At 54.4% G+C, this 13,148-nt stretch carries 9 protein-coding genes; all 9 read left to right on the forward strand.

Annotated elements, in window-relative coordinates; translation table 11 throughout:
• Nucleotides 1-49 precede the first annotated feature (49 nt).
• The 9 genes from ACI5FR_RS16020 to ACI5FR_RS16060 all read left to right on the forward strand — a co-directional run bounded on the left by ACI5FR_RS16020 (nucleotide 50) and on the right by ACI5FR_RS16060 (nucleotide 13,054).
• The gene (locus tag ACI5FR_RS16020; RefSeq protein WP_405455975.1) at nucleotides 50-1,375 is read left to right on the forward strand and encodes a Gfo/Idh/MocA family protein; all 1,326 of its coding nucleotides are present in this window, start codon (nucleotides 50-52) and stop codon (nucleotides 1,373-1,375) included.
• 25 nt (nucleotides 1,376-1,400) lie between these two features.
• A complete protein-coding gene (locus ACI5FR_RS16025; protein ID WP_405455977.1) occupies nucleotides 1,401-1,892 on the forward strand; it encodes a GNAT family N-acetyltransferase in 492 nt (163 codons plus the stop codon).
• Between the two features lie 170 nt (nucleotides 1,893-2,062).
• Nucleotides 2,063-3,895, forward strand: a complete 1,833-nt coding sequence (locus ACI5FR_RS16030) for a sensor histidine kinase (RefSeq protein ID WP_405455979.1) — start codon at nucleotides 2,063-2,065, stop codon at nucleotides 3,893-3,895.
• On the forward strand, nucleotides 3,892-5,439 hold the full coding sequence (locus tag ACI5FR_RS16035; RefSeq protein WP_405455980.1) for a response regulator transcription factor: 1,548 nt from the start codon (nucleotides 3,892-3,894) through the stop codon (nucleotides 5,437-5,439). The genes ACI5FR_RS16030 and ACI5FR_RS16035 overlap by 4 nt, the downstream gene beginning before the upstream one ends.
• 243 nt (nucleotides 5,440-5,682) lie before the next feature.
• Nucleotides 5,683-6,543: an ABC transporter permease gene (locus ACI5FR_RS16040; RefSeq protein WP_405456126.1), complete on the forward strand. Its 861-nt coding sequence runs from the start codon at nucleotides 5,683-5,685 to the stop codon at nucleotides 6,541-6,543.
• A 13-nt stretch (nucleotides 6,544-6,556) separates the two neighbouring features.
• A complete protein-coding gene (locus ACI5FR_RS16045; RefSeq protein ID WP_405455983.1) occupies nucleotides 6,557-7,438 on the forward strand; it encodes a carbohydrate ABC transporter permease in 882 nt (293 codons plus the stop codon).
• A 38-nt stretch (nucleotides 7,439-7,476) separates the two neighbouring features.
• Nucleotides 7,477-9,162 carry an extracellular solute-binding protein gene (locus ACI5FR_RS16050; RefSeq protein ID WP_405455986.1) on the forward strand — a complete coding sequence of 562 codons (1,686 nt, stop codon included), beginning with the start codon at nucleotides 7,477-7,479 and terminating at the stop codon, nucleotides 9,160-9,162.
• A gap of 80 nt (nucleotides 9,163-9,242) precedes the next feature.
• Nucleotides 9,243-11,789, forward strand: coding sequence for a hypothetical protein (locus ACI5FR_RS16055; protein WP_405455988.1), 2,547 nt, complete (start codon nucleotides 9,243-9,245; stop codon nucleotides 11,787-11,789).
• A 158-nt stretch (nucleotides 11,790-11,947) separates the two neighbouring features.
• Complete coding sequence (locus tag ACI5FR_RS16060) at nucleotides 11,948-13,054, forward strand: hypothetical protein (RefSeq protein ID WP_405455990.1); 1,107 nt, start codon at nucleotides 11,948-11,950, stop codon at nucleotides 13,052-13,054.
• Nucleotides 13,055-13,148: the final 94 nt, after the last annotated feature.

Below are 13,148 nucleotides of genomic sequence, written 5' to 3' on the forward strand. Positions count from 1 at the left end.
TCTGCTATAGTAAAGATACAAGTTCAATACCAGTAGGAGGGTATCCATCGTGAATGCACAAGTGAACGTATCCGACTCAATAGTCCAGAAAGGCACCGGTCCTGTAACCGCTGTCATTGTAGGTGCGGGTCATCGAGGCTTGCTCTACGCTTCCTATGCGACCATGCATCCTGACGAGCTGCAGATCGTAGCCGTAGCGGACCCCGATCCGGTCCGGCGCAACCGGACGGCGGAGCAGTACGGCATCCCGGCCCATCGCCGCTTCGAGTCGGTGGAACAGCTCGCGGGGCAAGGCAAGCTGGCGGATGCCGTGATCAACGGGACGATGGACGCCCAGCATGTGGAGACGACGCTGCCGCTTCTAGCTGCGGGTTACGATGTGCTGCTCGAGAAGCCGATCGGCACTTCCCAAGAGGAGGTCTTGCAGCTGCTCTCCCAGGCGAAGCACTACGGCCGGAAGGTAATGATCTGTCATGTGCTCCGATACGCGCCGTTCTATGCGGAAATTCGCCGCAGGGTGAAGGCGGGGGAGATCGGGGATGTGCTGAGCATCCAGACGTCGGAAAATGTGAGCTATCATCATATGGCGGTGGCCTTCGTACGCGGCAAATGGAGCAGTGAGAAGAAGTGCAAATCCCCGATGCTCATGTCCAAGTGCTGCCACGACCTGGATCTGCTGACGTGGATGAAGGGCGGCGTTCGGCCGACCGGGGTCAGCAGCTTCGGAGGACTGTCCTACTTCCGGCCGGAGCGGGCGCCGGAGGGAGCAGGCACGCGCTGCCTGCTCGATTGTCCGATCGAAGCGGAGTGCGAATATTCGGCGAAGAAGCATTACCTGGAGCAGAAGCTATGGGGCTCGTACGTCTGGGTTCATCAGCATCTCGGCGTCGTGCCTACGGAGGAAGAGCAGCTGCAGTCACTGCGTACCGACAATCCGTACGGCCGCTGCGTCTGGAAGTGCGACAACGATGTCGTCGACCACCAGGCGGTGGCGATCGAATTCGAGGACGGCTCGACGGCGACCCACAATCTCATGGGCGGGACGTCCAAGCCATGCCGTCGTATCCATCTGCTGGGGACGAAGGGTGAGATCGAGGGGGTCATGGAGGACGGTTACTTCGTTGTCCGTCACCCGGATCCGCGTCCGGGGCATGAATATACGGAGGAAAAGGTCGAGCTTAATGTGTCGAACGAGATGCACGGGGGCGGCGATTTCCGGCTCGTGCAGGACTTCGTCCGCGTCATCCGGGGCGAAGCTCCGTCGCTGTCGTCCACGACGCTGGAGGATTCGATCTATGGCCACTTGATCGGGTTCTCGGCGGATCGGGCGATGCGGGAACGCCGTGTAGTTGAGATTGAGGAGCTGGCACGGTAAAGGTGCCGAGAGGAGACATGGGCAGATGGACGCGTATACGTTTCGAAATGCAGGGCCAGACGAGTTCGTTATCGTCAGCACCTTTCCGCAGAACGCGAAGGAGACGTTCTACATTTCCCCCAGCATGACCTATCCGCCGACCCCGGAGAAGCTGGAGCAGATCGCTTCCACTCGTTGGCATCCGACCGTCGTCCTGGATGGGGAGCAGGTGGCCGGCTATGCCAATATGTACGGGTACGAGCCTGATCAGCATGCCTGGCTGGGCAATTTCATCCTCAATCCGGCCTACCGCGGCAAGGGAGCGGCGCAAGCGCTGCTCGCCGAGATGGTACGCAAAGCCGGTGAGGAGCTGCGCGTGCCGAAGCTGAAGCTCGTGTGTCATAACACGAATATGGCCGCCCTGCTGTTCTATGAGAAGCTGGGGTTCAAGCCGTTCGACTTGAAACGGATGAAAAACGAGGCGGGAGAGACGATTGTGGGCATCCATATGGAGCTCTCTACGGCAGGGTTAGAATAAAGATAAAGGAAGAGGAGCGGAGCGCTCCTCTTTTTTTGTTCTTTAATAATTCCCCTTTTTTCTTGGAAAATCACACATCTTTCGCAGCGAGGGCCGATCAGCGTTGCTGTCTTTTTGACGGCGGTGTTAGTATGAAAGCAATATGCAAACCGCGAGAAAGGAAGTATCGCATGAACAGGTTGCCGCGTCGAAGCTTTTCGCGCCGGTTGGTCGTTCGTCTGTCCCTCGTCATTATGGCGGCGTTTCTGCTGTCCGGTTATATTTCCTATCTCATTCATGTCCGTTTATTTAAGGACGAGGTGAGCAAACAATTTTCCAAAGCGAATCAACAAGCCGCCTACCGGCTCGATTTGCAAATCCGCGATATTTACCGCATTTCCAATTTCGTCGTGTTCCACCCTTACGTACAGCAAGTGCTGAAGAGGTCGGCCGCTACTGACAATCGGGAAACCATTACGCAAATTTCCGATCAGGACGAGCTGAACAAGCTGCTGATGCAAGTGAAATATGATGAAGTCAAGCTGTACACGATGTACTTGTTCGATACGAAGGATAATGGCTTCTATTTCACGACGTCGGGCAATGCGCCTACGACGCTTGAGCAGCCTGTCTTTGATGAAATCAAGGGCAAGCTGGATCGGACGATGGGCAATTTGATCTGGTTCCCCGCCCGGGTGAAGGAGCGCGGATCGGATTCCACCTACCGGAATGTATATGTGGCCGCCCGCTACATGAAGGATTTGACTCAAGAACAATATGGCATCATGGTCATACTGTTTGAGCAATCGTTGTTCTCGGAAGATTTGGACGAGTTGGTTCGGGATGAGAAGGCCAACGTATTTCTTTATGACAAACAGGACCGGCTTGTGTATACGGACAGCAAGGAAGGCGGACCGATACCGGCGCCCGCCGATATCGGGGAAAACACGATTGTAAACGAAGAAGGCGCATCCTATGTGTACGTGAAGAGCCGATCCGGTCAGGCCGATTTTACATTGATCAGCCGGGTTTCGCTCGATGAGCTGGAGCATCGGAGCACGATTATATATCAGGCAGCCATCGTTGTCGGTTTGCTCGGCGTGATCGTGGCCAGTGTCCTCGTCAACTTGACCGGGATTCGGCTGCTGCGTCCCCTTCGCCAGTTAGTGACCGCGATGCGGCGAATGCGCGAGGGCGACTTCAACACGAGGCTGCCGACACGCACGGACGATGAACTGGGCTTTATTAGCGCGAGCTTTAACGATATGGCTCATAACATCAAATCGCTCATCCAGGAAGTGTATATGCGCCAATTGAATGAGCGTGAAGCCGAGCTGACGGCGCTGCAGGCGCAGCTTAATCCGCATTTTCTGCATAATACGCTCGATACGGTTTATTGGAAATTATATTTGCAGGACGACAAGGATACCGCCAATTTAGTCGTCTGCTTATCGGATATGCTCCGGTATGCGCTCGAGCCGGTAGACACGCAAACGACGCTGAAGGAGGAAATGACGCAAATCCGCAATTATTTGACGATCCAGAATTCCCGCTTCGGACAGGATTTGGAGACAATCGTTCAGGTGGAGGACGACATCGCTCAGATTCCCGTTCCAAGACTCATTGTTCAGCCGGTAGTCGAGAATGCGTTCGTCCACGGCTTTGCGGATAAAGCCAACGGCAAAGTGCTAATCATCCGCGCTTTTCGGATTTCACTAGCCGATGGAGACGCCATCCGGATTGAGATCCTCGATAACGGAAAAGGGATGAACGAGGTAGAAGTCGGAAAATTGCTGATGCATGCAAAGGAACCACTGGGGACCGAACCGTCCAATCCTCAGATCGTTGTCGTCGGCAAGAGGAGGGTCCCAATAGGGCTGCGGAACGTCGTGCGCCGGATTCGGCTGCTATACGGCGATCCTTATGGAGTATCCATCGAATCGAAGCCGGAGGCGGGGACGTGCGTCCGGCTTACGCTCCCGCTTCACGCAGGGAAAACCGCCGCAGAGGAGCTGACGTCATGAGAGGGACGATGTTGATCGTAGACGATGAGCCGACGATTCGCAAAGGGCTCGCGAAGCTTGTCGACAGCAACGAGCTCGGATGGATCGTAATCGGTGAGGCCAGCAACGGCCGCGACGCGATTGCGAAGATGGCCGATATGCTGCCGAAGCTCGTGCTGACGGACATCCGAATGCCGCTCGCAGACGGTCTGGAGGTAGCCCGCTATGCTTCGGAGCATATGCCGGACACAGCGGTTGTGATTTTGACCGGCCACCGCGATTTCGAATATGCGCAAGCCGCCATCCGTTATGGCGTGCGCGAATTTCTGCTCAAGCCATGCCCGGAAGATACGGTGTGCCGTGTACTCCGCGAGGCGTACGATCAATTTCGGGAGAGAGTGTTGCGAAAGGAGAAGGAAGCGCAGCAGCTTAGGGTGCGGGAAGAGCAGCTGCTTCGCTCGATGCTGCTGCGACTGCCGCACGATCTGGATTTGTCTCGCCCGATCGAGCAGAAGCTGATCGGATATGAGTTTTGGCTCCTGCGGATAGAGAGCTACGTACCGACAGACCGCGGCTATCGTGCCCAGGATATGAAGCTGCTTCAATTCGCTGTCGGAAATATCGTGCAGGAGCTGCTCAATAGTCGGACGAAAGGGCATCGCTGGTTTCCTCTGGAATATAACGAATACGCCTTCTTTCTGGAGTTCCATCCGGATAATGCGGCAACGATGCGCGAGATTGTCGATGTGCTGAATAATCTGCTGGGGCTGAAGGGCAGTATGTCGCGTCTCGGCCGTCTGGAATCGTCCGGACAGGCGGAGCTTCTGTACGGAGCAGAGATGTTCGGCGGAGAAGGAGGCCGTTCTCCCGGCGAACGGAATGCCGGCAGCTGGGACAATCGGTTCGATGAGGAGAAGGCGCGAACGTTTCGCAACGAAATCTGCTCGCTCCTGCTGCTGGGACGGCAAGCCGAGCTGCAAGTGTACTTATCCAAGATGGCTGAAGCGATTCGCAGCGAGCCTGCTCTGGAGCAGCAAAAGATGCATGCGCTCTGCGCGTCCATTGCGTTCGATGAGGTCATGCGCAAGGAGCTGGGGCAAGACGATGCAGCCGAGACGAGAATCGGGAATCAGATCGGCCAGTTAAGCCGGCTTCATAAGCCCGAGCAGATCGATGCATGGTTCGGACAGCAGCTGACCTGCTTCGAGCATGCATTCAAAAGCTGGCTGAACGACCATAGCACCGGCTCGATCGAACAATCGATCCGGTATGTCGAGGCGAACTATATGAATGAGTGCAGCTTGATGGCGGCTGCAGCCCATGTTCATCTAAGCCCGAACTATTTTGGGAATTTGTTCAAAAAGGCGACTGGAGAAAGCTTCAATGCTTATGTAGCCAAATACCGGCTTCAGAAAGCGAAGATGCTGCTCGCCAACACGGAGATGAAAATAGCGGAAATCGCCGAAGCGGTCGGATATACGGACTCGAACTATTTCGCCACCGCCTTCAAGCAGGGGGCCGGCTTATCGCCGACGGAATTCCGGAAGCGGCGCTCATCCTCATAGCGGACTTGATTACTGGAGACTGTCGATCCGGACTTGATTCATCGACAGTCTCTTTTTTCTGTATTTATTCAAGATTATGCGTTGATGAGCGAAGGCAGGAGGCTCTCGGGTTGTCTTATAATCGGTTTATGCTCGGTTCACGAAAGGAGTGCTTCATCGTTGAAGATCCAACCGGCGGCAACGGAGCGAACACGGCCGTCGCGTACGCTGAACAGACGCGTGCTGCTCGCCAACATCCCGCTGATGCTCTTGTTTTTGCCAGGCGCGCTTTACTTTATCATTTTCAAGTATTTGCCTATGGGCGGTCTCATCATCGCGTTTAAGAACTACAACTTATTCGATGGGGTCATGGGGAGCCCTTGGGTCGGGATGAAGCATTTCGAAACGATTTTCCGGCAGCCCCATACGCTGGACGTCATCCGCAATACGGTTGTACTCAGCGTACTGAATGTGTTCGTCGGCTTTCCGTTCCCGATTATTCTGGCCATTATGCTGAACGAAGTGCGACGGTCTTGGTTCAAAAGGAGTATCCAGACGATCGTATACTTGCCTCACTTTTTCTCGTGGGTCATTATCGGCGGATTCGTCGTGACGCTGTTCTCGATCGAGTCGGGAACGATCAACCACTGGATCCGGGCTGTGTTCGGGGAGCCCTATCCCTTCCTGTATAAAGCGGGTTCCTGGATCGCGATTTACGTCGGATCGGGCATATGGAAGGAAGTCGGTTTCGGCGCTATCATTTACTTGGCTGCCTTAACGTCGATCGACCCGAGCTTGTACGAGTCGGCCAGCATCGACGGAGCGAACAAGTTCCAGCAAATGCGCCATATTACGATTCCCGGGATCAGCTCGACGATCTTCCTGCTGTTCATCCTGTCGATGGGACGCATTATGGAAGTCGGCTTCGATCATGTGTACGTGCTGAAAACGCCGATGGTCTCGAATGTCGCCGAGGTGATCAGCACCTATATTTATCGCATCGGGCTGCAGGGCGCGCAGTTCAGTATGACGACAGCGCTCGGCTTGTTCGAATCACTTGTCGGGCTCATTCTCGTGCTTATCGTCAATGCGGTGGCGCGAAAATACGACAAAGGGCTGTGGTAAGGAGTGAACACCGATGAAAGCGACACCGGGAGAGAAAGTATTTTATGCCATCAATTATATCCTGCTAGCGCTGCTGGGCGTAACCTGCCTGTTTCCTTTGCTGAACACGATTGCGCTCTCGCTAAGCGATATTCACGAGATCGAGTCGGGCCGTGTGACGTTTTACCCGATCGGATGGAACACGGATGCATTTTCTTCCCTGCTGAAGGGAACGCGCGTGGTCGATTCGTTCCAGAATAGCTTGATCATCACCCTCGTAGGCGTCCTCTTGAGCATGACGGCCACGATCATTACGGCGTATCCGATTTCGCGCCGCATTTTCATTGGACGCCGGATGTTTACGCTCGCGATGGTCTTTACGATGCTCTTCTCCGGAGGCTTGATCCCGACCTATCTTGTCGTCAAATCGCTGGGTCTCATCAACTCGTATTTCGCCCTTTGGCTGCCGGGTTTGATCAGCACCTACAATTTGCTCGTGATGCGAACATTCTTCATGAACATCCCGGACGAGCTCGACGACGCCGCGCGAATCGACGGCTGCACCGAGCTAGGGTACTTGCTTCGAATCGTGCTGCCGCTGTCTCTTCCGGTGATCGCTACGCTGACGTTGTTTTATGGCGTCGGGTACTGGAACATGTTCCTCGGCGTGCTGATTTATATCAACGATACGGCCAAATTCAACTTGATCGTGCTCGTGCAGAACATGATACAAAGTCAAAGGCTGCTTCAGGAGATCGTCAACAGCGGCGCCGCTTCCACGACCGATATCGAAGTCGTTCCGGAATCGCTTAAGGCTGCGGGGGTGCTGATCGTTGTGGTGCCGATGCTCGTCGTGTACCCGTTTCTCCAGCGATATTTTGTGAAAGGTGTCATGCTCGGTTCCATCAAGGGCTGAGCCGCACATAAATCATACGATCAGAGAGGGGAAGTTGAATGACTAGGAAATTGCGGGTAACCGCTTTGCTGTCGCTCGCCGTCGCCGGAGTCGGCTTGATCGCCGCATGCTCGAATTCGGGTGGTACCGGCGCCACAAGCTCGCCAGGCAAAGCCGGCGAACCCAAGCCTGATGTGCGTAAAGACATTTCCGTTTCGATCTACGACCGCGGCAATGTGTCGCCTGATGAAGGAACGATCGAGAACAATCGCTGGACGAAGTGGCTGAATGAGAACGGGCCGGAAAATGCCAAGTTCGTCGCCATTCCGCGAACGAATCCGGGCGAGAAAATCAATGTACTGTATGCGTCAGGCAGCGCTCCGGATCTGCTGTTCGAGTACAGTCCCAAAATCCGCGATCCGCTTTACCAGCAAAAGCAATTTTTGCCGCTTAACGATCTGATCGAAAAGTATAGCGTGGAGTATAAGAAAATCTTAAAGGAAAACCCGGCCCTGCTGAAAGCAGGCACGAAAGAAGACGGCAAGCTGTATTATTTCGGCAGGCTGAACTTCGTCACTCCGAATCGCGGGTTCCTGATCCGTACGGATTGGCTCAAGAAGCTCGGGCTCACCATGCCGCAAACGACGGAAGACCTGTACAAGGTTGCGAAAGCGTTCGCGGAGCAGGACCCGGACGGCAACGGCAAGAAAGATACCTTCGGGCTGGCCCTGAGTGGAGACACCGGCTTCAACCTCCGCCAAGCGTTCGGCGTGACGACCAGATGGGTGGTGAAAAACGGGGAGCTTGTAATCGACTGGGAGCGTTTCGCGGATTTCAATACGTACGCCAAACGGCTGTACGAAGAAGGCTTGATCGACAGAGACTTTACAACGGATGGCAACGGAGCGAAAGCGAAGCAAGATTTCATCAACGGGAAGCTGGGGATTTACGGCTTCTTGAGCGGAGATCCTGTCAGCCTCATCCTAAGCGTGGTGGATCCGATGAAGAAGAACGCTCCCGGCGGGGAGGTACAGTTCATGCCTTATCCGAAGAGCAATGCGGGCGCGTTCATCCCGACGCTGACGAATCCGATCCAAATGACGGCCGCCATTAGCGCCACAGCCAAAAACCCGGAAGCCGTTGTGAAATATGTTGACTTTCTGGTGAAGGACAGCACAGCGAAGGCTCTGCAGTATGGTGTGGAAGGGACCCATTACAAAATGGAGAACGGTTGTCCTGAAATTATCGATGCGGCCAAGCATAAGAAGGAAGTCTCGGATTTGACCTCCGACCTTCGCATGCTCGACAACGGCGGCTTGCGCACCAGCAAATGCGATTTGCCGCTGATCAAGTACAAGAGCGATCCCCGCAAGCAGGAATTCCAGGCCGCTTACGACGCTTTCCGATCCACTTATTTAACGTACGACCGCGAATATGCGGAATTGACGGTTTCCGAGCACATGCCGTCGCTGCCGAACGACCTGGCTACGACCGAGTCGAATGCCGACAAGGCGATCGGCGATATATTCCTCAAAGCGATCGTAGGCGGCTCCAAGATTACGGTCGAGCAGGCGCTGAAGGATTCGCAGAACGAATGGAACAGGTCCGGCGGCAAGCAGGTGGAGGATTGGTATAAGAACTGGTACAAGACCGACAAGGATAAGGCGTTTCTGTTCAAGGACATATTGGACGTTACGAAAAAGATGGATGAAGAGTATAAGAAAATCCGGCAAAGCGTGCAATAAAAGTTCATTGTTGCAGGAGCGTATTCGCGGTCATGGAGTACGCTCCATTTTTCTTATTGGAGATGGGGGAGGAGAGGGTATTGAACGTGTTTGATAAAAGCCGCAATCAGCCTGTCCGGGAATGGATTTACGCCGGTCCTTACGATCTGGATGTATCGGAGCTGTACAGCACGAATTACGCGGTCCCGGTGGAGCCGTATTTGCCGCTGATGGAGAAGGCGGTGCAGGATATGCGCGATTGCCGGCCTACAGAAGGGCAGTCCCTGAACAGGTTCGGACAAACCCTGGTTTGGGCATACAAGCGAACGGACCCGTCAGAGCCGAAAATGACATGGGCGCGTTACGGACAACATGCCCGATTGCTCGCTACGTATGCGTATAATCGGATCATCGTGAACCGAAGCGGGACGTACCGCTTTCAGTTATGGGTTGCGGGCAGTGCGGTTGTGACGATTAACGGCCAGGAAGTATTTCATAAGCGGCAGCTGGGGAGAGTGGAAGGCGAGTTCCGGTTCGAGGCGGAGCTGTCGCAAGGAACGAATCCTTGTATGGTTATGCTGTTCAATGTGCACTTGCATTGTACGAATTCGTTCATGCTAGTGGTGGAGGATACCGAATTCGCAGTCGAATTGCCGCTGCAGCTGGATGCCGCCACCCGAGAAGCGGTGGAGGCCGATTTGCTCAAATTTTATATGGTACGGCATGTTTTGCAACGCCACGACAATGTTGCGGTGCACCTGGACGAACCTTTGTCGCAAAGGGGCACATGGGTATTTTCCATCATCGAAATCGACCGAGGGGGAAAGCAGGCAGACCGGTCCGTGCGGGAAACCCGTCTTTCGCTCGCGGCGGACCAATCCGAGGTCGGCTTGTGCGGCTGCACCGAATTGACGGCGCCCGGGGAATACGCACTGCAGATCGACTATGAGCATGAAGACGGGAGTCGCGTGGAAGGCGTGCGGCTGACGTTCCATTATGTGAGCTTCATCGACCGTCCTGCAGAAGCGGACTTCCCGCGGCGCAAGCAGTTCCTGGCGGAGCTGTACGCCTCTTCGCAAGAGATGAAGCGTAGCCGGTTGAACGGCGTTTACCACGAATTCATGAAATTGCGGATGGGCAAGGAAGTCGACGTGCAAGCGGTCGAAGAGACGATTCAGTTTATCAATAGCCGGTACGATTGCGCGGACTTTGCGATGCACGGGCTGCTGCGGATGTACTTCCGATACCGCAATAGTGAAACGCTTCCGCCGCATTTGAAGGAATCCATGAAGCAATGCATTCTGGGTTTCAAGTACTGGGAGGACGAACCCGGTACATCGATGATGTTCACCCGCTCGGAAAATCACGAAATTCTTTTCTACAGCGCGGAATATTTGGCAGGCTTGCTGTTTCCGGCTGAAAACTTTCCGAACAGCAATCAGAACGGGCTTTTTCACGTTCAGAAAGGCAAGGCGATGGCGGAGCGGTGGATCAAGGAGAAGGGCACGTACGGCTTTATGGAATGGCACTCCAACACGTACTACGAGGAAGATATGCTGGCGCTGCTCAATCTGTATGATTTTGCCGAGGAGAACAGCTACATCCGGATACTCGCCCGCCAGCTGCTTGACCTGATCGGCATCATCGTCGCCACCCATAGCTATAAGGGAGTCATGGGAACAACCCATGGCAGATGTTATGAAGATACGGTCATTCATCCGGAGCTGGAGTCGATGGGCCACATCAACTGGCTTCTGTTCGGCGGGAGGGAATGGCTGCGGGGGGACCGGCTGTCGATCGGCGCAGCCGCTTTGACGGACAGCTCTTATTCGCCCGATCCGTACTTGGAAGCGATCGCGAATTCCGGGGAGGAGTGCCATACCTTGACCCGGATGGGGCTTTTCCCGCATGAAGGGTTAGGCGGTGTGAATTGCTCCACGTACCGCACGAAGAACTATATGGTTTCCGGTTTGGTCGAATCGCATCAGGGACGCTTCGGCCACCAAGTGCAAGCCGGGCAAGTGCTGCTGGACGGCAGCGTGCCGGTCTTCGTCACCTGCTTCGACAACAAGTCCGAGACGACCCGGCCTTCCTACTGGGGCGGACAATATCGCATGCCGAAAACGATCGCTTACAAAAATGTATTAGCCTACATTTACAAAATCGACGAAACGGCAGGTTATACGCACTGTTATTTCCCGGCAAAAGACATGGACGAAATCTTCGAAGCGGGGAAATGGATATTCGGGCGCAAGAACGATGCCTATGTCGCCCTCTATTCGCTGAAGCCTTACACGAAGACGAAAACAGGCAAATACAAGGACAGGGAGCTGCTGTGCCTGGAAAAACGCAACATTTGGCTCATCGAGGCGGGCGATCGGGAGAGCTACGGGTCTTTCGAAGCGTTTATTCAGGCGGTGTCCACTACCGGTTTGACCGAGCAGGGCGAGGATATCCTCTATTGCTCTCCTGCGGCCGGTCCATTGCAACTCGGTTGGGAGGAGACTTGTATGGCGGAAGGGAAGCCCGTGCCGGAACCGGGAGGTTTTCCGCTGATCCGCAACCGCTATGCTGAAGCGGCTTACGGAAGCGGATTAACGTACTTGAAGCTTGGCGGCCGCCAGAAGATTCTTAATTTCAATATGTGAGACGAGTGTTGGGGAGCGTTCCGGCCGAAACCGGCGGGATCTTAAATATTTTCGATATGTTCTTAAAATTTTATCACTTACCCCGCTGGATTCGTTGTAATACGATTTAGGCAAGATAGATGCGCATTAGTATGAAACGGAGTGAGGTGATGAGATTGATGAGGTTCAGAAAGCGTCCGCTTATTGCCGTAATGATCGCTCTCACCTGTTCGGCTGCTGCGGCAATAGCCGTTGTTGGCTACCATACATTGGCATGGGTGGTCCCGCAGCAAACGGTCATCGCTACGGTGGACGGCGTTCCGATCACGGAGCAGGAGTTCAGGTGGGCTCTGGATGGGCAAAGAGCAACGGTCATCGACTATTTCCATCGAACATACGGCGCGGAATACGACAGCCAGTTCTGGAAAACCGATTTCAACGGAGAAAACCCGGGAGCAATGGTCAAGAAACGGGCGCTGGACGAAACCGTCGTTTCCAAGCTCGAGCTGGAGTTGGCCAAGCGGTATGGCCTGATCCAAGGAACATCCTATGACGATTTGCTGGGCGAGATGGAGAAGGAGAATAAGAGAAGGGCGGCCGCCGTAAAAGCTCATCAGCCTGTATACGGTCCCGTCCGGCTGGATGAGAGCGCGTTTATGAACGATTACATGAGCAAGCTTCGCAACGCACTGAAGGAGAAGCTGTCCGAGAATGAACGGAAGCCGACCGGCGAAGCTTTGCGGAGGCATTATGAGCAGCTCAAGGATACGTTGTTCGTCAAGGAGGAAACCGTCCGCTTTCAAAAGGCTGCGGTATCTTACAGGGAAGCCAGAACCGGGACCAGTACCGATGAGCGGAAGGAAGCTGCGAAGAAGCTGCTGAGCAGGATGAAACAGCTTGTCGATCAGGGGAAGTCGATGAAGGAGGCTGTTGCACAGCTTCAGTCTGGAAGCGAATCGGTTGCGGTCCGATACAGCGAAGAGGAACTCAACCGCGATACGGCCGGAAGTTATTTCAAAACCCGTCCGGCGCTTTATTCGGCATTGACCGGCGACATGAAGGCGGGAGATACCAGTCCCGTATTCGATGAAGCGGCTCAGGGCGAATTTGTCTTGATCCAGGTGACGGTAAGGGAGGCAACCGGGTATCAAAGCTATGAAGAGAGCGAGCGCACAGTCTGGAACAGTTATATGGACAGTGCTTACAAAGCGTATCTGAACAAGCTCCTTGACGAAGCGCGGGTCGAGATTAACCAAAACCATTATGGACAGATCGCTTTGCAATGATATTCCTTTCTTTCAGTCTTGTAAGCGATTGCATAAAATCTAGTGCATGCAGTCGCTTTCCAAGATAAATATGTGAAGCTTGAGGAGGACGATT

Source organism: Paenibacillus sp. HJGM_3 (assembly GCF_045062745.1).
Lineage (GTDB): Bacteria > Bacillota > Bacilli > Paenibacillales > NBRC-103111 > Paenibacillus_AA.